This window comes from Arthrobacter sp. 01T414 (assembly GCF_056398965.1).
This window is the reverse complement of the sequence record NZ_JBFTQK010000002.1, coordinates 581,971-602,874: the sequence shown is the minus strand read 5'-3', so window position 1 is coordinate 602,874 and position 20,904 is coordinate 581,971. Positions and strand designations below refer to the sequence as shown.

At 68.4% G+C, this 20,904-nt stretch carries 19 protein-coding genes and 6 tRNA genes; 7 read left to right on the top strand and 18 right to left on the bottom strand.

The genetic code is table 11. The features are described from left to right. Positions 1-2 precede the first annotated feature (2 nt). The 3 genes from AC1DK9_RS08255 to AC1DK9_RS08245 all read left to right on the top strand — a co-directional run bounded on the left by AC1DK9_RS08255 (position 3) and on the right by AC1DK9_RS08245 (position 2,789). Complete coding sequence (locus tag AC1DK9_RS08255) at positions 3-755, top strand: energy-coupling factor transporter transmembrane component T (protein ID WP_476915578.1); 753 nt, start codon at positions 3-5, stop codon at positions 753-755. Beyond that, positions 731-2,347 (top strand): ABC transporter ATP-binding protein, encoded by a 1,617-nt coding sequence (locus tag AC1DK9_RS08250; protein ID WP_476915577.1) that lies wholly within the window; start codon positions 731-733, stop codon positions 2,345-2,347. The genes AC1DK9_RS08255 and AC1DK9_RS08250 overlap by 25 nt, the downstream gene beginning before the upstream one ends. A gap of 109 nt (positions 2,348-2,456) precedes the next feature. Beyond that, positions 2,457-2,789, top strand: a complete 333-nt coding sequence (locus AC1DK9_RS08245) for a VOC family protein (protein WP_476915576.1) — start codon at positions 2,457-2,459, stop codon at positions 2,787-2,789. A 123-nt stretch (positions 2,790-2,912) separates the two neighbouring features. On the opposite strand, the gene AC1DK9_RS08240 is transcribed toward AC1DK9_RS08245, so the two are convergent. The 9 genes from AC1DK9_RS08240 to AC1DK9_RS08200 all read right to left on the bottom strand — a co-directional run bounded on the left by AC1DK9_RS08240 (position 2,913) and on the right by AC1DK9_RS08200 (position 13,139). Continuing rightward, positions 2,913-5,078 (bottom strand): 3-hydroxyacyl-CoA dehydrogenase NAD-binding domain-containing protein, encoded by a 2,166-nt coding sequence (locus AC1DK9_RS08240; RefSeq protein ID WP_476860896.1) that lies wholly within the window; start codon positions 5,076-5,078, stop codon positions 2,913-2,915. Beyond that, positions 5,075-6,346, bottom strand: coding sequence for a thiolase family protein (locus AC1DK9_RS08235; protein ID WP_476860895.1), 1,272 nt, complete (start codon positions 6,344-6,346; stop codon positions 5,075-5,077). The genes AC1DK9_RS08240 and AC1DK9_RS08235 overlap by 4 nt, the downstream gene beginning before the upstream one ends. Positions 6,347-6,494: 148 nt before the next feature. Continuing rightward, positions 6,495-7,913, bottom strand: a complete 1,419-nt coding sequence (locus AC1DK9_RS08230) for an HRDC domain-containing protein (RefSeq protein WP_476915575.1) — start codon at positions 7,911-7,913, stop codon at positions 6,495-6,497. Between the two features lie 63 nt (positions 7,914-7,976). Beyond that, positions 7,977-8,621 carry a DUF3000 domain-containing protein gene (locus AC1DK9_RS08225; protein WP_476915574.1) on the bottom strand — a complete coding sequence of 215 codons (645 nt, stop codon included), beginning with the start codon at positions 8,619-8,621 and terminating at the stop codon, positions 7,977-7,979. Between the two features lie 69 nt (positions 8,622-8,690). Further along, positions 8,691-9,794, bottom strand: a complete 1,104-nt coding sequence (locus tag AC1DK9_RS08220; RefSeq protein ID WP_476915639.1) for a threonine aldolase family protein — start codon at positions 9,792-9,794, stop codon at positions 8,691-8,693. Positions 9,795-9,829: 35 nt separating this feature from the next. Next, on the bottom strand, positions 9,830-10,576 hold the full coding sequence (locus AC1DK9_RS08215; RefSeq protein ID WP_476915573.1) for an SDR family NAD(P)-dependent oxidoreductase: 747 nt from the start codon (positions 10,574-10,576) through the stop codon (positions 9,830-9,832). Further along, a complete protein-coding gene (locus AC1DK9_RS08210; protein WP_476915572.1) occupies positions 10,573-11,970 on the bottom strand; it encodes a DUF6421 family protein in 1,398 nt (465 codons plus the stop codon). The genes AC1DK9_RS08215 and AC1DK9_RS08210 overlap by 4 nt, the downstream gene beginning before the upstream one ends. 147 nt (positions 11,971-12,117) lie before the next feature. Continuing rightward, positions 12,118-12,633 carry a peptide-methionine (R)-S-oxide reductase MsrB gene (msrB, locus tag AC1DK9_RS08205; RefSeq protein WP_476915571.1) on the bottom strand — a complete coding sequence of 172 codons (516 nt, stop codon included), beginning with the start codon at positions 12,631-12,633 and terminating at the stop codon, positions 12,118-12,120. Positions 12,634-12,647: 14 nt separating this feature from the next. After that, positions 12,648-13,139 carry a hypothetical protein gene (locus tag AC1DK9_RS08200; RefSeq protein ID WP_476860889.1) on the bottom strand — a complete coding sequence of 164 codons (492 nt, stop codon included), beginning with the start codon at positions 13,137-13,139 and terminating at the stop codon, positions 12,648-12,650. Between the two features lie 213 nt (positions 13,140-13,352). Here AC1DK9_RS08200 and AC1DK9_RS08195 point away from each other — a divergent pair, with 213 nt between their 5' ends. After that, positions 13,353-14,588, top strand: a complete 1,236-nt coding sequence (locus AC1DK9_RS08195) for an alpha/beta hydrolase family protein (RefSeq protein ID WP_476915638.1) — start codon at positions 13,353-13,355, stop codon at positions 14,586-14,588. Positions 14,589-14,623: 35 nt separating this feature from the next. Here AC1DK9_RS08195 and ybaK read toward each other — a convergent pair whose 3' ends face one another. Genes ybaK through AC1DK9_RS08180 form a run of 3 tightly spaced genes read right to left on the bottom strand, consistent with a single transcriptional unit; the run spans position 14,624 to position 16,570 of the window. Beyond that, on the bottom strand, positions 14,624-15,121 hold the full coding sequence (gene ybaK, locus AC1DK9_RS08190; RefSeq protein WP_476860888.1) for a Cys-tRNA(Pro) deacylase: 498 nt from the start codon (positions 15,119-15,121) through the stop codon (positions 14,624-14,626). 9 nt (positions 15,122-15,130) lie between these two features. Further along, positions 15,131-15,595 (bottom strand): SufE family protein, encoded by a 465-nt coding sequence (locus AC1DK9_RS08185; protein ID WP_476915570.1) that lies wholly within the window; start codon positions 15,593-15,595, stop codon positions 15,131-15,133. A 57-nt stretch (positions 15,596-15,652) separates the two neighbouring features. Next, complete coding sequence (locus AC1DK9_RS08180) at positions 15,653-16,570, bottom strand: sulfurtransferase (protein WP_476915569.1); 918 nt, start codon at positions 16,568-16,570, stop codon at positions 15,653-15,655. Between the two features lie 214 nt (positions 16,571-16,784). On the opposite strand from AC1DK9_RS08180, the gene zapE reads away from it, so the two are divergent. Then, positions 16,785-17,822 carry a cell division protein ZapE gene (gene zapE, locus AC1DK9_RS08175; protein ID WP_476860885.1) on the top strand — a complete coding sequence of 346 codons (1,038 nt, stop codon included), beginning with the start codon at positions 16,785-16,787 and terminating at the stop codon, positions 17,820-17,822. Positions 17,823-17,921: 99 nt separating this feature from the next. Here the strand turns inward: zapE and AC1DK9_RS08170 are convergent, their stop codons facing one another. From AC1DK9_RS08170 to AC1DK9_RS08145, 6 genes are all read right to left on the bottom strand, one after another. Next, positions 17,922-18,188 (bottom strand): antitoxin, encoded by a 267-nt coding sequence (locus tag AC1DK9_RS08170; RefSeq protein ID WP_476860884.1) that lies wholly within the window; start codon positions 18,186-18,188, stop codon positions 17,922-17,924. A 159-nt stretch (positions 18,189-18,347) separates the two neighbouring features. Next, a tRNA-Val gene (locus AC1DK9_RS08165) sits at positions 18,348-18,422 on the bottom strand. 50 nt (positions 18,423-18,472) lie between these two features. Beyond that, a tRNA-Gly gene (locus AC1DK9_RS08160) sits at positions 18,473-18,545 on the bottom strand. A gap of 57 nt (positions 18,546-18,602) precedes the next feature. Next, positions 18,603-18,677: transfer RNA gene (locus AC1DK9_RS08155), tRNA-Val, on the bottom strand. A gap of 41 nt (positions 18,678-18,718) precedes the next feature. Continuing rightward, a tRNA-Cys gene (locus AC1DK9_RS08150) sits at positions 18,719-18,789 on the bottom strand. A 46-nt stretch (positions 18,790-18,835) separates the two neighbouring features. Further along, positions 18,836-18,908, bottom strand: a tRNA-Gly gene (locus AC1DK9_RS08145). A gap of 955 nt (positions 18,909-19,863) precedes the next feature. On the opposite strand from AC1DK9_RS08145, the gene AC1DK9_RS08140 reads away from it, so the two are divergent. After that, positions 19,864-19,935, top strand: a tRNA-Val gene (locus tag AC1DK9_RS08140). Positions 19,936-20,021: 86 nt separating this feature from the next. Beyond that, positions 20,022-20,867, top strand: a complete 846-nt coding sequence (locus AC1DK9_RS08135; RefSeq protein WP_476860883.1) for a cytochrome — start codon at positions 20,022-20,024, stop codon at positions 20,865-20,867. Positions 20,868-20,904 lie beyond the last annotated feature (37 nt).

Here is a 20,904-nt window from a genome sequence, read left to right as displayed (position 1 = left end):
ACATGTCCCTGCACCCGCTGACGGCCCTGACCGCGGCCTGTTGCGCCGCGGTCGTGACGACGGCGGCCGGCAGTTGGCCGTTGTCCGTCGCCGTTGCACTGGCCGCCGCGCTGCTTGCCGCACGCGCCGGGGTGGCAGAGCGGGTGCTGACGGCTGCCGGAGTCATCCTGGCGCCGCTTTTCCTGTCCTTGCTGGTGCTGCACGGTCTGTTCTTCCCTGAGGGACACACCGTGCTGGCGCAATGGGGGCCGGCCCGGGTCACTGCCGAGGGGCTGGGCCTCGCCGTGGAGCTGGGCTCGCGGACCGCCGCGTGCGTGCTGCTGCTCCTACTCTTTTCCTTCACCGTCAGCGTCCCGGACCTGCTGAGCGCCCTGGCTGCACGGCGGATCCCTCCGCAATTCAGCTTCGTGCTCGCCTCCACGCTCACCCTGGTCCCTGCCATGGCCGGACGGCTGGATCGCATCCGGCAGGCCCAGGAGGCACGCGGGCTGGTTGTGAGGCGCGGGCTGCTGTCCCGGCTGGCTGCGGCCAGGCTGCAGGCGGTTCCGCTGGTCCTGGGGCTGGTGGAGGATGCCGGCGCCAGGGCGCAGGCTCTGGACGCGCGGGGTTTCGGCACGCCGGGACCGCGGACCAGTTACCGGCAGCTGCAGGACCCTCCGGCGCAGCGCATCTTCCGGGTTGCCGCGCTCCTGCTGGCCGCGGCGTCCGTGGTGCTGCGGCTGATCACTGCGTGGCCGACGGCGGTGCCCTCATGACCGCGGCCGGCCGGGCACCAGTCGGGAAGCCCGCCAGGGCCGGGCAGGCCGAAGCTTCCGCCCTGCCCGCAGCTTCGGCCCGGATCCGCAGTTTCAGCTTCCACGGCGAGGCAGTCGAGGCGCTGCGGGATGTGCAGCTCTCGGTCCTGGCGGGAACCCTGACAGCCGTGCTGGGCGGCTCCGGCAGCGGCAAGAGCACCCTCGGCAAGCTCATTGCCGGCTGGCTCCGGGCCGGCCATTCCGGTGTCCTGCACGGCAGCCTGGCGTTGGGCGCGGAGCTGCTGGAGTTTCATGGCGGTAGCGACGACCCCCGCATCAACCCCGCCGCCTGGTCCGGCCGGGTGGGTTACGTGCCCCAGGACGCCGGTGCCATGCTCTCCTCGGTGCGCTCCACGGTGGCGGAGGAACTGGCCTTCGGCCTGGAAAACCGGGGCGTTGCCCGGCTCGAGATGCTCCGGCAGGTGGCCCGCGTCGCCGAACAGACCGGCCTCTCCGGACTCATGGAGCGGGACCCGGCGGCGCTCTCCGGCGGCGAGTTGCGCCGGTTGGCCGTCGCCTGCGCGGTCATCGGCCGCCCCGACGTGCTGGTGCTCGACGAACCGCTGGCGTCCCTCGACGCCGCGGGGGCCAGCCAACTCCGGAGCCTCGTGGCCGGATTGCTCGACGCCGGTACCGCCGTCGTGGTCCTGAGCCAGACGGCAGACGCGCTCGCCCGCAGCGCCGGGCACTGGACCGTCCTGAACGGCGGCACGGCAGTCGCGGATGGCGATCCGACCAAACTGGAGAAGACCGCCGCACTCCGCGAGGCCGGCGTGGTGCTGGAAAACGGCGCCGCCGGGAGACCCGGAAACCCGTCCGGCCCCAGCCCCGCCGCCGCACCGGCCGCCGCCGCACCGGTCCTGGAACTGCGGGGACTTGGCTTCGGCTACGGGGCAGGCAAGGTCCGCCGGGGATCGGGAGGGAGGCCGGCCGGGGACCGGGCCGCGGCGGACCTGCTGCGGGACCTGGACCTGAGCGTCCGGGCGGGGGAGATCGTCGCCATCACCGGGCCCAACGGGACCGGAAAATCGACGCTGCTGCGCCACTTCAACGGACTGCTGCGGCCCCAGTCCGGGGACGTACTGGTCACGGGCAAGAGCATCGCCGGAATCCGGACCGGCCGCATCGCCACTTCCGTCGGCCTCCTGTTTCAACAGCCTCGCGACCAGCTCTTCGAACGGACGGTGTTGCGGGAGGTCAGCTTTGGACTGCGCCGGCTCGCCGGTCCAAATGATGCGGTGCGCCGGGCACACGAGGCGCTGGCCGCCGTCGGGCTCGCCGACGCCGCGCAGGCGCACCCGGGGGAACTGCCGTCCTCGCAGCAGCGGCTGCTGGCCCTGGCCACGGTACTGGCGCGCCGGCCTGCGGTCATCGCGCTGGACGAGCCCACAGTGGGCCTGGACCGGCACGGCCTCGACCGGCTGCAGCAGGCCATCGCCGACGCGGCAGTCCGCGGAGCCGGCGTCGTCATGGTCACGCATGACCTCGCCTACGCCCGCGCCAATGCCCACCGCGTCCTCGCACTGGACGGCGGGAGCCTCCGGGAGATCTGATACGGGCTCTGACGCGGAGGCGCCGGTTACCGCCCGAGTGCCGCTTGGCCATGTATATTCCTTGGAGTTTTCCCGCACCCCGGCCGGGAGCCATGACCAGGAGGAACCGTTGACTAATCCAATAGCCCCGGAGATCGGAACGGTCTTCGTGCCGGTCAGCGACATCGCGAAGGCCCGGGACTGGTACTGCTCCCTGCTCGGTGTCTCGGCTGACGGCGAGATCCTCTTCGGGCATCTGTACGTGCTGCCGATGAAAGGGGCCGGGTTGGTCCTGGACAGCAAGATATACTCCGCCGACGCCGTCTTCCGGGTCCCTGCGTTCCATTTCAAMACCGCGGACATCCAGGCGGCCCACACCCAGCTGCAGGGCACGGCTCGGAGGTCGCGGAAATCCGTGACGGCCAGTGGTTCAACTTCAAGGATCCCGACGGCAATGTGTTGATGGTCTGCGAGTGCTAGCCGCACGGGTCTCCCAGCGGCAGTCAGGCTAATAAGCAAGCAAAAGCGCCGCCGTCCCTGCCTGTCGGCGGGAACGGCGGCGCTGTCGTATCGCGGGACCGGGCCGCTAGGCGGCCGGTTCGGAGGCCACGCCCGGAGCCAGGAACTTCTTGCCGTTGACCCGCTCGGACGCACCCACCCGGTCGAGGTACGGGGTGATGCCGCCCAGGAACATCGGCCAGCCGGCGCCGAGGATCATGCAGAGATCGATGTCCTCCGGTCCTGCCACGACGCCTTCATCCAGCATCAGGCCGATTTCCTCCGCCAGGGCGTCCTGTGTGCGACGCAGCACTTCCGCGGCGGTCGACGGCGAATCGCCGAAGGTCATCAGGGCCAGGGTCTCGGCGGGGATGACCGGGGTGCCGGCCTTCACCGAGGCGGGATCCCAGATGGACTTGATGCCGTTGTCGATGAGCGCCTGCAGGTTCCGGGAGACCGTGAAGCGGTCGCCAAAGGCAGCGTGCAGGGATTCCTGGACGTGCTGCGCGACCGGCAGGCCCACCATGGCGCCGAGCGTGAACGGCGTCATGGGCAGGCCCATCGGGCGCAGCGCGTTGTCCGCCACCTCGGCCGGGGTTCCCTCGTCGAAGGCCGCGGTAACTTCGCCCATCAGCCGCAGCAGCAGCCGGTTGACCACGAACGCGGCGGCGTCTTTGACCAGCACCGCGGACTTCTTCAGGCCCTTGGCCAGTTCGAAGGCGGTGGCGAGCACGGCGTCGTCGGTCTTCGGTGCCCGCACGATCTCCAGCAGCGGCATCACGGCCACGGGGTTGAAGAAGTGGAAGCCGACCAGGCGTTCGGGGTTCTGCAGGTCCTCCGCCATCGCCGTGACGGAGAGCGAGGAGGTGTTGGTGGCAAGGATGCACTCCGGCGAGACAATGGCCTCAACTTCCTTGAACACCTGCTTCTTGACCCCGAGCTCCTCGAAGACGGCCTCGATCACGAAGTCGGCATCGGCGAACGCTTCCTTGGACACGGAGCCGCTGACCAGCGCCTTGGTCCGGTTGGCGGCGTCCGCGCTGATGCGCTTCTTCGCCAGCAGCTTGTCCACCTCGGCGTGCACGTAGTCCACGCCCTTGTCCACGCGCGCCTGGTCGATGTCCGTCATCACCACGGGCACCTTGAGCTGGCGAGCGAAGAGCAGCGCGAGTTGGCTGGCCATCAGGCCGGCGCCGACGACGCCGATCTTCGTGACCGGGCGGGCGAGCTTGCGGTCCGGGGCGCCGGCGGGGCGCTTGGAACGGCGCTGCACGAGGTCCAGGAAGGCGTACACCGTGGAGCGGAACTCGTCGGTCTGCATGAGGTCCGCGAGCGTCTGGCACTCCAGCTCCGCGGACTCGGCCTGCGTCATGGTGCGGTTGGCTTCCAGCACGTCCAGTACCTTGGCCGGGGCCGGGGAGGCGTTGGAGGTCTTGGCTTCCACAAACGCCCGGCCGGCGGCCACAGCGCCGGCCCAGCGTTCGGCGACCTCCGGTGCGGAGGGGTCGACGGCGTTGGCCCGCGCGGGTGCCTCGGCGCCGGCGATCACCCGGGCGGCCCAGGCGACGGACTGCTCCACGAAGTCAGCCGGCTCGAAGATCGCGTCCGCCACGCCCAATTCGTAGGCCTGCGGACCCGTCAGGGTGCGGTTGTTGCTCAGCGGGTTCTCGATCATGACCTTGACGGCGTTCTCGGGCCCGATCAGCCGCGGCAGGATGTAGACGCCGCCCCAGCCCGGGATCAGCCCGATAAAGGCCTCCGGCAATGCCAGCGCGCCGGCACCGGTGGAGACGGTGCGGTAGGTGGACTGCAGGGCGATTTCCAGCCCGCCGCCCAGGGCCAGGCCGTTGATGAACGCGAAGCTGGGCACGCCGAGGTTGGCCAGGGTGGCGTAGACGTCGTGGCCGAGCTGGGCCATCCACAGGCCCTGCTCGCGGCCGCTGACCGACTTGACCGTGGACAGGTCCGCGCCGGCCACCAGGAAGTACGGCTTGCCGGTCACGCCGACGCCGGCAATCTCACCGCGCGCGGCCCGGTCGCGCAGGCCTTCCAGCACGGTGCCGAGCTCGATCAGGGTGTTCGGGCCCAGCGTGGTGGGCTTCGAGTGGTCCAGGCCGTTGTCCAGCGTGACCAGGGCGAAGGTGCCCGGGCTCTTGCCGTTCACGGCGGGGAGCTGGATGTCCTGGACGTAGGAATGCGTGACCGTCTCGTTCGGAAACAGCTCGGCAAGCTTGTGGAAATCGGCGGCGCTCATGCTGCGGCTCCAGTCTTGGTGGTGTAGTCGGTGCCGTAGTCGGCGTGGTGCGGGTTCTCCCAGATGACCGTGGCCCCCATGCCAAGGCCGATGCACATGGTGGTCATGCCGAAGCGGACGCTGTGGTCCTCTTCGAACTGGCGGGCCAGCTGGTTCATCAGCCGGACGCCGGAGGAGGCGAGCGGGTGCCCGACGGCGATCGCGCCGCCGTAGCGGTTAACCCGGGGGTCGTCGTCGGCGATGCCGAAGTGGTCCAGGAAGCTGAGGACCTGCACGGCGAAGGCCTCGTTGATTTCGAACAGGCCGATGTCCTCGATGCCGAGCCCGGCGTTCTTGAGGGCCTTTTCGGTGGCCGGAACCGGTCCGATGCCCATGACTTCCGGTTCGACGCCGGCAAAGGCGTAGCTGACCAGGCGCATCTTGACCGGCAAGCCAAGTTCCTCGGCGGCGTCGGCAGAGGCCAGCAGCGCGGCGGTGGCCCCGTCGTTGAGGCCTGCGGCGTTGCCGGCAGTGACGCGGCCGTGGGCGCGGAACGGGGTCCGCAGTGCTGCGAGGTCCTCCACCGAGGTGCCCGGGCGCGGCGGCTCATCCACCGTGTTGACGGTCCAGCCCTGGCCGGGCTTCATGGTGGCTACGGGGACCAGATCCGGTTGGATCTGGTCCTTGGCGTAGGCGGCTGCCAGCTTGTCCTGGGAGGCCACGGCGTAGGCGTCTGTGCGCTCCTTGGTGATGGCGGGGAAGCGGTCGTGCAGGTTCTCCGCGGTGTTGCCCATGTTCAGGGCGGCGGGGTCCACGATCCGCTCGGACATGAAGCGGGGGTTGGGATCGGCACCGGCACCCATCGGGTGGTTGCCCATGTGCTCGACGCCGCCGGCAATGACGACGTCGTAGGCGCCGAAGCCAATGCCGCTGGCCGTGGTCGTCACGGCAGTCATGGCACCGGCGCACATCCGGTCGATAGCGAAGCCGGGAACGGTCCGCGGCAGCCCGGCCAGCAGGGCGGCGGTGCGGCCGATGGTGAGGCCCTGGTCACCGGTCTGCGTCGTGGCGGCAATGGCCACCTCGTCGATGCGCTCGGCCGGTAGGGCGGGGTTGCGGCGCATGAGTTCGCGAATGCATTTGACCACAAGGTCATCGGCGCGGGTTCCGGCGTAAATACCCTTCTCGCCGGCGCGCCCGAACGGGGTGCGGACGCCGTCCACAAAAACGACCTCGCGGACGGTCCTGCTGCTTCCGATTGTCGGCTTTGCGCTGCTGGCTTGGCTCACGTATTACTCCTCATTGAGACATGGGTGCCGGATCCCTGTCCCGGGCCGGTGGCTGGGGGACAAGAATGATCCTGGCGGCATCCCTAGCTATGTTACTCATGAGTAACTTAGCTGGCAAGGAGTGGCGGCCCGGCGCCAGGAAGCGGTGTCAGGAAGCGGCGTCGGAGGCTGTGCCGGCGGGAGCCGGGGCGGCCTTGGCTTCTTTCGGCGGCAGCGGCTGCGGGTTCAAGAACGCCTCGGCGATCAGCGGAGCCGTGAGCTCGATCTGCCACTGGCGGGCCCCAAGGTTCTGCAGTTCCTCGGCAATTCCCTCCTCGCTGATCTCCGCCGGCGGTCGCCAGGCAACCCGGCGCAGGTAGTCGGGGGTCAGCAGGTTTTCGACCGGCAGGTTCAGCTCCTCGGCCCGGGCCTGCAGTTTGGGCCGCGCCGTGGCGAGCCGCGCCGCGGCCTCCGGGTCCCGGTCGGCCCAGACGCGCGGAGGCGGGGGAGCGTTGGTGGGCAAGTGCAGCGGCGGGAGTTCCTCGAGGTTCCGGGCCGTGCTGATGCAGCGCAGCCAGCGCGGAGCCTCGCGCTGCGCGGCCCGGCCGTGGAAGCCCTTGGTTCCGAGCAGCTGCGGCACGGTGCTGGGCATCGCCTTGGCGGCGGCGACCAGGGAGGAATCGGGGATCAGCCGGCCCGGGGCGACGTCGCGCTTCTGCGCCAGCGAGTCGCGCTCCAGCCAGAGTTCGCGCACGGCGGCGAGCTGGCGGCGGTCCCGGATCTGGTGCAGCCCGGAGGTCTTGCGCCACGGGTCGACGCGCGGCGGGGCCTGGCCGGCTTCGAGGATCGCGGCGAATTCCTGCTCCGCGTACTCCAGTTTGCCGTCTGCGGTGAGGAGTTCGATCAGCTCCTCACGCAGTTCGGTGAGGACCTCGACGTCGAGCGCGGCGTAGCGCAGCCAGGGCTCAGGCAACGGCCGCGTGGACCAGTCGGCTGCGGAATGTTCCTTGGCCAGGCCGAAGCCCAGCAGCTGCTCGATCACCGCGGCAAGGCCAACCCTCGGCAGGCCTGCCAGCCGGGCGGCGAGCTCAGTGTCGAAGAGCTTGTCCGGCCACATGCCGAGTTCGGACAAGCAGGGGAGGTCCTGGCTGGCCGCGTGCAGGATCCACTCGACGCCGCGCAGGGCGTCATTGATGATGCTGAGGTCGCCGAAGGGTTCCGGATCGATCAGCCAGGTGCCGGCGCCTTGGCGGCGGATCTGGACAAGGAAGGCGCGCTGGCCGTAGCGGAATCCGGAGGCACGTTCGGCATCCACCCCCGCAGGGCCGTGGCCGGCGGCAAGGGCAGCGGCGCAGCGCTCCAGCCCTGCCCGGGTCTCGATAACGAGCGGGACGCCGTCACGGGGAGCGTCGAGGTCGATGACCTCGGGGACCAGGCTGTCAAAGCCCTCCACCGTGATGTGGGTTGCCGTGCCACCTGCCTCCGCTGTGCTGGCGGCCGGGGTGTTGGCGGCAGGGCCGGCTGCTGTGTTGGTGGCTGAGTCGGCGGCTGCGCCCGCGGTGGTGGTTTCCGGGTTATGAGGGGTCATGATGACTCCAGTTTACCGACATCACCGTTGTTCCCGGCCGACGCGGCGCCGCTCGGCGTCCCGTCATGGCGTCCGGGGCCGCCGCCGCGGCAGTGCGGAGACGCCGTCGGGCAGCGGCGGCAGGCCGGCAAAGGTGCAGACCATGTCCGACCACGCCTCAAGGTGCGCGGTGATGTCCCGGCCGGCCGGGGTCCAGGACGCACGGAGTTCTATGTCGATGGTGCCGGGCCGGTCGGCGAGTGTGCCGAAGCTTTCGGAGAGGACCCGGGTGGCCGTGCCGCCCGCCGAACGGTACTCGGCCTGGTGGTTCTCAAGCGCCTCCACGAGCCAGGTCCAAGCGACGGAGCCGAGCATTTCGTCGTTGCCCATGTCCGGCTCCAGCTGGGCCCGGATGTACGTGACAATCCGGAATTCGCCGTCCCAGACCGCGGAGCCGTCCGGGTCGTGCAGCAGGATGAAGCGGCCAGTGGCAAGTTCGACGTCGTCGCTTCCGGACGCAGGTGCCAGCGCGGCGGCCGCCGGGCCGTGGACAGCGCCGGATGCGCCGTCGCCGGGGACGACGACTTCCGCGCCGAGCGCCACCGCAAAGGGAGCGAGTCGACCCGGAGCCGGGATCTCATCGAGGCGCAGCTCGCTGCGGCACCGTGCGTTTCGAAGCGTCCCCAGGGCGAAGAGAAAATCCGCCGGAACCTGGTCGAGTGGGTTCACAGTGAAAGATTATGCATGGGCCACGCCCCGGCCCGGCAGGCTCGCCGCCGGGCCGGGCCGGTCAGGCTGCTAGGCGTCCGCGAGCTCGCGCTTGATCGCGGCAACAAAGGAATCAACGTCTTCCTCGGTGGTGTCGAAGGAACACATCCAGCGGACCTCGCGGGCCGCCTCGTTCCAGTCGTAGAAGCGGAAGGACTTCCGCAGCCGGTCTGCCACGCCGGCCGGCAGCACGGCGAAGACGCCGTTGGACTCGGTCTTATGGCTCAGCTCGACGCCGGGGATCGACTCGACGCCGGCGCGCAGCCGGGCCGCCATCGCATTGGCGTGCGAGGCCGAACGCAGCCACAGGTCTCCTTCGAGCAGCGCAATGAACTGCGCGGACATGAACCGCATCTTGGAGGCCAGCTGCATGTTCATCTTGCGCAGGTAGATCAGGCCGTGGGCGGCCTCCGGGTTCAGGGCCACCACCACCTCGCCGAAGAGGAGCCCGTTCTTGGTGCCGCCGAAGGAGAGGATGTCCACGCCGGCGTCGCGGGTGAACGCGCGCAGCGGCACGCCCAGGTGGGCCGCGGCGTTGGCAAGCCGGGCGCCGTCCATGTGCAGCTTCATGCCCTTGGCGTGGACATGGTCCGCGATGGCACGGACTTCTTCGGGCGTGTAGCAAGTGCCCAGCTCGGTGGTCTGCGTGATCGAGACGGCCAGCGGCTGGGCGCGGTGCTCGTCGCCCCAGCCCCAGGCCTCCTGGTCGATCAGGGCAGGGGTCAGCTTGCCGTCCGGCGTCGGGACCTGGAGCAGCTTCATGCCGCCGATCCGCTCCGGCGCACCGTTCTCGTCCATATTGATGTGGGCGGTGGAGGCGCAAATGACGGCGCCCCAGCGGGGGAGTAGGGACTGGAGCGACAGGACGTTCGCGCCGGTGCCGTTGAAGACGGGGAAGCATTCGATGCCGGTGCCGAAGTGCTGTTCCATCAACTGCTGCAGCCGGGCCGTGTACTCGTCCTCGCCGTAGGACACCTGATGCCCCTCATTGGCCGCGGCCAGGGCGGCAAGCACCTCCGGGTGCACACCGGAGTAGTTGTCCGAGGCAAAACCACGGACGGAGGGGTCGTGCAGCCGCTCCATGGTGCGGGCCGGGGCAGTATCAACTGTGTTTGTTTCGACCGTGCTGGTCATCTCGTTACTCACACTTTCAGTCTAGAGGTGCAGGCTTACCGGCTAAGGGGCAGCCGCCGGCCGTTCAGTTCCGCGGCCGGGGTCCGGAAGAGCTCGACGACGGCCGCCGCCAGCTCCTCGACGTCGGTGTAGCCCGGGAACTTGCGCTCGGGGGCGGCGGCGCGCATGGCGGCGTCGACCAGGGCTTTCACCACGAAGACGACGGCGGCGCTTTGCTGTTCCACCGGCTCGACGTCGGTGCCCGGCTGGGCGGCGCCGGACTGGGCGCGGCGGAAGCCGTCGGCCACTGCCAGGGTCCACGCTTCCGCGGCGGCCTTGGCGGCCGCATAGCTGGCGCCGCCCGCCGTCGGGCTGGCCACGGAGGTGGACGAAACAATGGCAAGCCGCCCGGTATCCGAGCCGGCCAGGTCGTCGTAGAAGGCCCGGCTGACGTTGCGGAGCGTGGTGACGGCGTTGCGTTCCAGGAAGTCCCAGTCCGCATCGCTCTGGTCGGTGATGCCCTTCGCGCCACGCCAGCCGCCGACCAGGTGGATCACGCCGTCGATGCCCCCGGTCCCCTCCAGCAGATCCGCGTGGAGGCCGCGGACCGCTTCCGGGTCAGCGAGGTCGCAGGTCAGCGGCACCACGCCGTCGCCGGCGGCCGCGGCGGCCGCCTCGATCCGGGCGGCGTCGGACCCCACGGTAAAGACCGCGTGGCCGGCGCCCCGGAGGGCGCGGGCCACGGCGATCCCCGACGGGCTGCTGCCGCCGGCTACCAGGATGTTGAGGGTGCCGCCGCTCATCCGGCGTTCAGTGCAGCGTTGGAGCTGCCCGTGTCGGACGAACCGGTGATCCCGGCGGTCGATTCGATCACGGTCCGCATTTTCTTCTCCAGCGCCTCGTAGAACATGGAGAGCGGGAACTCGTCGTCGAGGACCTGGTCGGTCAGGCCGCGCGGCGGCCCGTCCAGCGGCAGGGCGTCCGGCCCCTTGGCCCAGACCGACGCCGGGTTCGGCGTGACGGTGCCGGAGATCAGCTCGTAGGCTGCCAGCCAGTGGGCCATCTTGGGACGGTCGATCGAGCGCCAGTACAGTTCCTCGATCTTGGCGCCGAGTTCCACCACGACGTCGGCGGCCTCGTCCCAGTCGATGCTGAGCTTGCTGTCAGTCCAGTGCAGCACGTGGTGCTGGTGCATCCAGGCGAACAGCAGCTGGCCGCCGAGGCCGTCGTAGTTGCGCACGCGACTGCCGGTGATGGCGAAGCGGAAAATGCGGTCGAAGATGACGGCGTACTGGACCAGCTTGGCGTGCCGGCGGGCTTCCGGATCCGCTTCCTCGTCCTTTTCGATCTTCACGGATTCGCGGAAGGCGGTGAGGTCGCAGCGGAGTTCCTCGAGTGAGTACAGGAAGAACGGCATGCGCTGCTTGATCATGAACGGGTCGAAGGGCAGGTCCCCGCGCATGTGGGTGCGGTCGTGGATGAGGTCCCACATGACGAAGGTTTCCTGGGTCAGCTCCTGGTCCTCGAGCAGGCCGGCGGCGTCCTCGGGCAGCTGCAGGGAGGTGATGTCCGCGGCGGCGCGCAGCACGCGCCGGAAACGGGCAGCTTCACGGTCGGCGAAGATGGCGCCCCAGGTGAAGGTGGGGGTTTCGCGGACGGCCACGGTCTCGGGGAAGAGCACCGCGGAGTTGGTGTCGTAGCCGGGGGTGAAATCGAGGAAGCGGATCGGCACGAAGAGCTTGTTGGAGTACTCGCCCGCTTCCAGGCCGGCGATGAACTCGGGCCAGATGACCTCGATCAGTACGGCCTCGACCAAGCGGTTGCTGCTGCCGTTCTGGGTGTACATCGGGAAGACCACGAGGTGCTGGAGGCCGTTGACCCGGTGCTGCTGGGGCTGGAAGGCCTGCAGGGAGTCCAGGAAGTCGGGGACGCCGAAGCCGCCCTCGGCCCAGCGCTTGAAGTCGACCCCAAGCAGTTCCAGGTACCGCGCATCATGCGGGAAAGCCGGGGCCAGCGCCGCGACCGCCTCCGTGATGGTGGCGACGTGCCCGGCCGCGGCCTCGTGGTCGGCGGCTTCCGGCACCGATCCATCCTGGATCTGGAGGGCCTGCAGGGCGGTGGCGGCGGCCTTGAGCCGCCGCCATTCCGGTGAGCTGGCAGTGATCGGGGCAGGGGCGGTAAGGGCGGTCATCGTCATCGTCAGGCGCCTTTCTGATTGCTGGAAACGTCTACGGCGAGCGTAGCAAGCAATCAGTAGCTCTAACCCAAAAAGCCATCGAGCATAAGAGAGTCTGAGGCATCGGGGCCGCCGGAGCCGTCCCAGCTCCAGCCGCAGCAGGGCTGGTCAGGCGTCGGTGCCGGAGGCGGCATCCGGGGCCGGGACCAGCTTCAGGGAGACCGAGTTGATGCAGTAGCGCTGGTCCGTGGGCGTGCCGTAGCCCTCGCCCTCGAACACGTGGCCGAGGTGCGAGTCGCAAGCCGCGCAGCGGACCTCGATCCGTTCCATTCCCAAGGTGCGGTCGTGGATGTAGCGCACCGTGCCGTCGGCCAGCGGAGCCCAGAAGGACGGCCAGCCGCAGTGCGAATCGAACTTCTCGCGGCTGGTGAAGAGCTCGGTGCCGCAGGCCCGGCACTGGTACACGCCGGCGGTGTGGGTGTCCCAGTACTCGCCGGTGTAGGGGCGCTCCGTCCCGGACTGGCGCAGGACGCGGTATTCCTCGGGGGAAAGTTCCTCGCGCCACTGCTGCTCGGTCTTCTCCACCGGCGGCTTGCCGGCCGCCGAACCCGCGTTCGTGCCGGCGTCGTTTCCGGCGGGGGAGGAGACGGGTGCGACTTTTGGCTTGTTGCTGAAGATGCTCATGACGTGAACAACGCTCAGGAGTCGCCGATAAATCCCGACCCTGCATACAGATGCAGCACCGGAAGGCCCAGCTTGTCCTGCGCCTGGTTGGCCCAGTCGGTGTGGAAGGTGTCCGCGACGGCGTGCGGCCGGGTGATCACCACGGCCTGTCCGGCGTTAAGCTCCTTGACCTTGGCGACCAGGGCGTCCACCGCCCGGCCTTCGACGATTTCGCCGGTCACGCCGCCGCCGATTCCACCCAGTGCCGCGAGCGAGGCGGCGAGCGTTTCGGCCGCCGCAGTCCGTTCCGCGGCCGGATCGGGGTGCTTGGCAGTCAGTTCCCGGAATGCCTTGGCGATCTCCAGCAGGGAGAGGTTCTCCAGGAAGTCCACCAGCAAGTGGCGCTCCGTGTTCGCCGGGACCAGGACCACAAGCGGCGAGTCGCCGTCGGCCACAAGGGTTTCGATGTTGACGCGGTCGTCCGCGCCGAGGGGTTCTTCTGTCAGGATGACGATTGGGTCGCTCATGCCCCCAGCCTAGCCGTATTGTGCCGGGACGGGCCCCGTAGGGATGGCGGTACTGGTGCGCCGGATGCCGGGGTTGGCCGGGAGTTCGGTAAGAATGGTGCCATGGCATCAACCCCTCGCCTCGCCCCGCCCACGTCCCGGACCCTGCTGGCCCGATCGGGCCCCCGCGTCCAGTCTGTGGGGAGGCGTGGAACGGGAGCGCTGGACGCCGGAATGCTGGAAGCCGGAGCCGCCGGGAACGCGAAGTGGGCGGTGGGAGGCATCATCGGCGGAAGCGCCGCGGCTGGGCTGCTCGCTGCCGGTTCCTCGGCGCTGGCACTGTACTTCGCCCGGCGCGTCATCACCCCGGTCCTGGTCCGCGAAGAGGACCAGGAAGTGCTGGCCGTGATCCGCGACGGCCGTGGACTGCAGGTCATCCTCAAGGCAACCCCCGATTCCACCGTGGAAGGCGTCTACGGTTTCTTCTTCGACGGCGGCCGCGGCCACGCCCGCCTGGGCCGGATCCTGTCCTATTCGCCGGCGGAGCAGACGGTGCTGCGCGAAGTCGAGGCGGTCTACAGCGGCGACCTGACGACGGCGCGTCGCGGCTATTGGAGCGGCGCCGTCCATCCGGATCCCGCAGCCGTCGGGTTGCCGTTTGAAGAAGTACAGATCGAGGTCGACGGCGGGACGGCTCCGGCGTGGCTGGTCCCGGCCGCCCCTGCCGCCCCCGGCGCCGGGGCGCCGTCGTCGGACACCTGGGCGATCATGGTGCACGGGCGTGGCGCCTCGAGGCTGGAGGGCCTGCGGGCCATCCGGGTGGCCCGGGAGCTGGGTCTGTCCAGCCTGCTGATCTCCTACCGCAACGACGGACTGGCACCTTCGGCCGCGGACGGCCGCTACGGCCTGGGCTCCACCGAGTGGCGCGACGTCGAGGCCGCGATTGGCTACGCGCTGGAGCACGGCGCGCATGAGGTGGTGCTCTTCGGCTGGTCGATGGGCGGCGCCATCTGCCTGCAGACCGCCGACTTGTCCCGCTACCACCATCTGATCCGGGCCATGGTGCTGGATGCGCCGGTCATCAACTGGGTGGACGTGCTGGCCCACCATGCCGAGCTGAACCGGATCCCGTCCGTCGTCGGGCGCTATGGGCAGCTGATGATGAGCCACCCGCTGGGCCGCCGGCTGACCGGGCTGGCCGCGCCGGTGGATCTCAAAGCGATGGACTGGGTGTCCCGTGCGGTGGAGCTCCGGACGCCCACGCTGGTCCTGCACTCGGTCGACGACGAGTATGTTCCTTACGGCCCCTCGGCGGTCCTGGCCGAGAAAAACCCGGACATGGTGACCTTCGAAGCCTTCAGCACGGCACGGCATACCAAGGAGTGGAACGTCGATCCGGAACGCTGGGAGTCCTTGGTCACGGCGTGGCTCCGCCAGCAGCTCGCGCCCCGGCCGACACCCGCGATCTAACGCCGCCGCCAGAACGCGAACGGGCGAGCACGGACCTAGCGGGTGGAGGTGCCGATCCGGGCGGTGGTTGCAGCGGTCAACCGGACCAAGTCCGCCGGGCTGAGCTCCAGATCCAGGCCACGGCGGCCGCCGGACACCAGGATTGTCTCCAGACCCAACGCACTCTCGTCCACCACGGTGGGGGAGGCCTGGCGCTGACCCAGCGGTGAGATGCCGCCCAGCACATAGCCGGTGCGCCGCTCCGCCGTCGCGGGGTCCGCCATGGCCGCCTTCTTGCCGCCCAGCGCGGCGGCCATCGCTTTGAGGTCCAGGTTTCCGCTGACCGGCACGACGCCTACGGCGAGGCGCCCGTCGACGTCGACCATCAGGGTCTTGAACACCCGGGCGGGGTCCACGCCGAGCACCTCCGCGGCTTCAAGACCGTAGCTGGCAGCGGCGGGGTCATGGCTGTAGGGGTGCGCAACGAAGGAAACCCCGGCCGCCGCGAGGGCCGCGGTGGCAGGGGTTCCCTGGGATGCCTGTTTGCGGGCCATGGGACAGGCTCAGCCCTCCTGCGGCAGGTCCGCGACTTTACGCTTGATTCGGCCGAGCATCGCCGTCATGCCGCGCATCCGCAGGGGAGTGATGGCCCGGGTAAGGCCCAGGAGCTCGGGCATGTCGTCCGGTACGGCCAGGATCTCGGCCGGGCTGAGCCCGTCGAGGCCCTCGTGCAGCACGCCGGCGAAGCCGCGCGTCGTGGGCGCTTCCGGCGGGGCCTTGAAGAACAAACGCACGCGCTCGGGCGCGCCGGCGGACCCGTCGCCGGCTTCCGTCTCAATTGTCAGGAACAGCGGCGACTGGCATTCCACCACCTGTTCCATCAGCTCCGGGTGGTCCTGCAGGCGCGCCGGGGGATCCGGCAGTTCGCGCGAAAACTCAAGCAGCAGCTGGAGCCGCTCGGCTTCTTCGAGGGCTTGGAAGTCGTCAACAATTTCCGCGAGTGCGGCCGGGAGGGCAGAAGTATTCATCACTCCCAGCTTACGCACGGGCGGCGATTGTGTCCCGGTCGGACCGCCGGCTGGCGGCTAGTACCCGGCCGGGACGGTGCCGCGGTCCGCGCCCTTGACGATGGGGACTCGCACGGCGTTGCCCCATTCGGTCCAGGACCCGTCGTAGTTGCGGACGTTGTCGAAGCCCAGCAGGTACTTGAGCGCGAACCAGGTGTGGCTGGACCGTTCGCCGATCCGGCAGTAGGCCACGACGTCGTCGCCTTCCTTGAGCCCGGCTTCGTCCAGGTAGAGCGCCTCCAGCTCTGGACGGCTGCGGTAGGTGCCGTCCTCCGCCGCGGCGCGGGCCCAGGGAATGGATGCCGCGGTGGGGATGTGGCCTCCGCGCAGGGCGCCCTCTTCCGGGTAGGCCGGCATGTGCGTGCGCTGGCCGGTGTACTCCTCGGCCGACCGGACATCGATAAGCGGCTTGCCGAAGTGCGCCAGCACGTCATCCTTGAAGGCGCGGATCGGCGCGTCGTTGCGCTCGACCACGGGGTAGTCGCCGGCTGCGGGCACCGTCCGGTCCGTGGTCATCGGGCGGCCCTCGGCGATCCACTTGTCGCGGCCGCCGTCGAGCAGCCGAACGTCCTCATGGCCGAAGAGGGTGAAGACCCAGAGCGCGTAGGCGGCCCACCAGTTGGACTTGTCGCCGTAGATCACCACGGTGCTGTCCCGGGAGATCCCCTTCGCGGCAGCCAGGGCGGCAAAAGCTGCACCGTCCACGTAATCCCGGGTGACTTCGTCATTCAGGTCGGTGTGCCAGTCGATCTTGACAGCGCCCGGGATGTGGCCGGTTTCGTACAGCAGCACGTCCTCGTCCGACTCGACGACCACCAGCTTGCCGCCGTCGAGCGCACCCGCGTCAATAGCCGCCGCGAGCCACTCGGTGGAAACCAGGCGTTCGGGGTGTGCGTAGGCGGCGAATTTGTCGTTCTGCTCAACGGGGTAGGGCATGGAGCTGGCCTTTCACTGGGCGTTAGGGAGGCCGGAACAGGGCTGGTGCGCGGCGCCGGGCCTGCTACCACCCTAGCCACGCACCGGCGGGATTGCTCCTCCGGCAACATACTCGGAAATATGGCCTTGATCACGTCCGTTCCGGCGCCCGGAAGGGAAAGAGGCCTTTGCCGGTATTCTTTCTGGGGACACGAGACCAGCAGAACGGACCACCTTGGTACAGATCGAACAGCTTGCCGCCAGAACCCCCGCGGTTTCCGTGGATGAACTCCTCAACGGGTTTTATCCCTCTCCGCGCTTCGGTGAGGTGTCCTTCGCCAGCTACCGGCCGGACCCGGCCCAGCCCAGCCAGGCACACGCGGTCCACGCCCTGCAAAACTTTGCCGCCGGCGTCGGCTCCCGGGACGGCGACGGACTGTTCAAGCGGCTCTTCGGCAAGAAGGACACCTCCAGGGCGGGCATCTACCTCGACGGCGGCTTCGGCGTCGGCAAGACCCACCTGCTCGCCTCGCTGTGGCACGCGGCCCCGGGGCCTAAGGCGTTCGGCACCTTCGTCGAATACACGAACCTGGTGGGGGCACTGTCCTTCCGTAAGACGGTGGAGGCGCTCAGCCACTACAAGCTGGTCTGCATCGACGAGTTCGAACTCGACGACCCGGGCGACACGGTCCTGATGTCCCGATTGATGCGCGAACTCGCCGACGCCGGCGTCAAGCTCGCAGCGACGTCCAACACGCTGCCTGGTTCCCTCGGCGACGGCCGCTTCGCCGCAGTCGACTTCGCCCGCGAGATCCAGGTTCTCGCGGACCAGTTCGACGTCGTCCGGATCGACGGCGAGGATTACCGCCACCGCGGCCTGCCGAAGGCGCCCGCGCCGCTGCGCAACGACGAGCTCACCCACCACATGCAGGCGGAATTCGACGGCCAGACGGTGGCCAAGGATGAGTTCAGCACCCTGATCAACCACCTGGCCGGCGTGCACCCGAGCCGCTACCGGCAGTTGATCGACGGGATCGACGGCGTGGTGTGGCGCAACGTCGAAACCATCACCGAGCAGGCCGTGGCGTTGCGCTTCGTTGTCCTCGCGGACCGGCTGTACGACAAGGACGTGCCGATCCTGGCCAGCGGCGTGCCGTTCGACCAGCTCTTCACCGAGGAAATGATGACCGGCGGGTACATGAAGAAGTACTTCCGTGCTGTGTCCCGCCTCACCGCCCTGGCCCGTGAGGGCCAGAACCACGAGCCCTCCTAGCGTCCCGGGCGCGATGGGCTGGCGCCGCGTGGGTCCTTAAACGACGAAGGTGCCGGCGCCGCCTCTCGGCGGGACCGGCACCTCGCTGACGTACCTGGGTCAGAGGCCCTGCTGCCGGGGTTCCCCGGCGACTGGGGGCACTTCCGCGACGTGCGGCTCTGCGGCGGGGGCCGTTGCCGGCCGGCCGTTCGCATTGTCGACGTAATCGGAGGCGCCACGCTGGACGGTATCGACCTTGTCGGCGTACTTTCCGCCGGTCTTCGAATCGACGAAATCACCCGCCTTTTCGATGCCGTCCTTGATGGCCTGCTCGTTGCCACCAATCAGATGCTGAGCCTTGCCCTTAAGATCGTCAATTAAACCCACGGGCACCTCCCTTCAGTCGCGGAGCCAGATCGCTCCTAGCGCTTCCGATCCTAACCGGCGCCCGTGGGCGTGCCAAGGGTGTACGCCCAGAGGAGAAAGACTCTGTGCCGAGGCAGGGGAGCGGGTACGAAAAAAGCAGCTCCAGGGGAGCTGCTTTGATGGTGGGCGATACTGGGATCGAACCAGTGACCTCTTCCGTGTCAGGGAAGCGCGCTACCGCTGCGCCAATCGCCCGCAACCGGAAGGATCCGGAGTGGAGTTGTGTGAATCTAATGAAACAACAGAGCGGACGACGAGATTCGAACTCGCGACATCCACCTTGGCAAGGTGGTGCTCTACCAGCTGAGCTACGTCCGCATTTTTAGTCCGTTCCGGCTGGGCCGGTGGTACTGGATCAAGCAAGTTGCCTTGCTTTGGTGGGCGATACTGGGATCGAACCAGTGACCTCTTCCGTGTCAGGGAAGCGCGCTACCGCTGCGCCAATCGCCCCTTTCGTATCCGGCCGGAACCGGAAACCAGGGTTTTCACCGAGGTGGGTACGGGATTCGAACCCGTGTATACGGCTTTGCAGGCCGCTGCCTCGCCTCTCGGCCAACCCACCGTGTAGACACGATTCCTAAGAACCATCTCCGTGACAGTGTCCTGCGAGCGGACGACGAGATTCGAACTCGCGACATCCACCTTGGCAAGGTGGTGCTCTACCAGCTGAGCTACGTCCGCATTGTTGCCTGCGATTCCGTGCCGTATTCGGCATTTCCTCGCGTTCCAACGAGTAAGAACTCTATAGGAGGTTCAGGGAATCTACAAATCGCACGCCGCCCCGTGGCATCTCATACCCTCCCTTCCCTGCAATCTAGGGGATTTTTCTAATTACAGGGGTGTAATTAGAGCCTGACTTGGTGGCGCGCGGGCCCGGGGCCGACAGTGTGGAGTGGCAATTGCCTGGTGCGGTCCCGGGCGGTAGTGCCGGGCGCAGTTCTATGGACCCCTAGCGGAGATGACCTCACGATTCACCAATGGTGGCCGCTATGTTGCCTCGGATTGCGGCCATCTTCGTCAAATGGGCGGGGTCCGGGTCGGCGCCGACGCGTCCCCGGCGCCGTCGCTTCACCAAGATTGGCCGCTGAATGTCTCGGAAAGCGGCCATCTTCGTCCAGCGGCGCAGCTTGGCCCGGCTGCGACCTGCCCTCCGCGGCGTCGTTGGGCCGATTCGCCAAAGATGGCCGCTAAGTTGCCCGGAATACGGCCATTTTCGTCAGATTCGCGAACGTGGGCTGGCTCCGACCTGGCCGCCGCGCCGCGCCCCACCGATTCGCCAATGATGGCCGCTAAAGGAACCCTGAAGCGGCCATATTCGTCAGATGGGCATGATGTCGTCCGGCAGTGGGCCAGCCCGGCACCGAGCTGGCTCCGTCGCTGCATTCGTTCGCCAATAGTGGCCGCTAAGTGGCTCGGAAAGCGGCCATCTTCGTCCAACGGTGGAGCGTGGGCCGGTTCGGACCTGCTCTCCGCGCCGTCGTCGGGCCGATTCGCCAAAGATGGCCGCTAAAGGAACCCTGAACCGGCCATCTTCGTCCAACGGGCCCAGCGAGGCAGGTCCCAGACAAGGCAGAGCCGACGTCAAACGCGCCGATTTCTCTATTCCGCGAGGGTGGGCTAGCATTCAATGGCACCGGGGCGATTGGCGCAGTGGTAGCGCGCTTCGTTCACACCGAAGAGGTCACTGGTTCGAACCCAGTATCGCCCACCTGGAAAATGGTCCTTTCCGCTCACAGAGCGGGGCGGGCCATTTTGTTTTCCTACAGCGTCCGACCCCTGTGAAAGAGTCTTTCTATGACCGCCCCGCTTCTCGCCCACGCCACCGAATACGGCCGAATGTACGCCCGTTCCACGTCCGCTCAGTTCTCTGTGCCGTCCATCACCACCGTGATCGGCCAGCAGCCCCATGGCTTGGACGGCTGGTTCGGTTACATGGGCGCAAGCAGCCTCGCCGCGGATCCCTCGCTTCCGGCGATTCTGGGCAGCCCGGCCAAGGTGCGGCAGGCGGTAAGCCGGGCGGCCAAGGCGGCCGAAATGCACCGGGACGACGCGGCCAAGCGTGGCGACCGCGTGCACAACTACTGCGAACAGGTGGCCCTGCGGGCGCTCGGCCGTCCGCACCAGATGAAGGAAACCCGTGAGGCCCTCGCGGCCAACGGCGAAGAAGCCTTCGCCGCCCGCTTCGACGAGTGGTGGGAGCTCTTCCAGGTTGAGCCGATCGCCCCGGAAATCACCGTCTGGAACAAGACCGTTGGCTATGCCGGCACCCTGGACCTGGTGGCCAAAATCAACGGCCGCACCTGCCTGATCGACTACAAGACAAAGGGAACCAGCCGCGACGGCACGGTCAAGCCGCTTGATGACAAGGTCGTCATGCAGCTGGTGGCCGGTATGAAGGCGGAGGAAAGCCTTGTTGATCCGGTGGCAGGGGAGTGGGAAGCGTGGCAGCACGGAGATTCCCCGATCCTCCTTGCGGTGGCCATAGGCGAAACCGAGGTGCGGCCGCAACGGGCGAACCCCGAGGTTCTCAAGCACCACTGGTGGAAGTTCTGCGCGCTGCGCCGCGTCTGGGAGATGTCGGCCGACACCTCTGCCGCCGGAGCAGCCCTGCTGCCAATTGCACCGCCGGTGGCCCGCTGACCCGGAAACCCGTGGCTGCCACTAAACTGGACAGGAT

Coding starts and splice junctions, on each gene's coding strand:
- AC1DK9_RS08255 (WP_476915578.1), top strand. CDS start 3: ATGTCCCTGCACCCGCTGACGGCCCTGACCGCGGCCTGTTGCGCCGCG.
- AC1DK9_RS08240 (WP_476860896.1), bottom strand. CDS start 5,078: ATGAGCGCCGCCGATTTCCACAAGCTTGCCGAGCTGTTTCCGAACGAG.
- AC1DK9_RS08230 (WP_476915575.1), bottom strand. CDS start 7,913: ATGACCCCTCATAACCCGGAAACCACCACCGCGGGCGCAGCCGCCGAC.
- AC1DK9_RS08220 (WP_476915639.1), bottom strand. CDS start 9,794: ATGACCAGCACGGTCGAAACAAACACAGTTGATACTGCCCCGGCCCGC.
- AC1DK9_RS08215 (WP_476915573.1), bottom strand. CDS start 10,576: ATGAGCGGCGGCACCCTCAACATCCTGGTAGCCGGCGGCAGCAGCCCG.
- AC1DK9_RS08210 (WP_476915572.1), bottom strand. CDS start 11,970: ATGACGATGACCGCCCTTACCGCCCCTGCCCCGATCACTGCCAGCTCA.
- msrB (WP_476915571.1), bottom strand. CDS start 12,633: ATGAGCATCTTCAGCAACAAGCCAAAAGTCGCACCCGTCTCCTCCCCC.
- AC1DK9_RS08200 (WP_476860889.1), bottom strand. CDS start 13,139: ATGAGCGACCCAATCGTCATCCTGACAGAAGAACCCCTCGGCGCGGAC.
- AC1DK9_RS08195 (WP_476915638.1), top strand. CDS start 13,353: ATGCTGGAAGCCGGAGCCGCCGGGAACGCGAAGTGGGCGGTGGGAGGC.
- ybaK (WP_476860888.1), bottom strand. CDS start 15,121: ATGGCCCGCAAACAGGCATCCCAGGGAACCCCTGCCACCGCGGCCCTC.
- AC1DK9_RS08185 (WP_476915570.1), bottom strand. CDS start 15,595: ATGAATACTTCTGCCCTCCCGGCCGCACTCGCGGAAATTGTTGACGAC.
- AC1DK9_RS08180 (WP_476915569.1), bottom strand. CDS start 16,570: ATGCCCTACCCCGTTGAGCAGAACGACAAATTCGCCGCCTACGCACAC.
- AC1DK9_RS08135 (WP_476860883.1), top strand. CDS start 20,022: ATGACCGCCCCGCTTCTCGCCCACGCCACCGAATACGGCCGAATGTAC.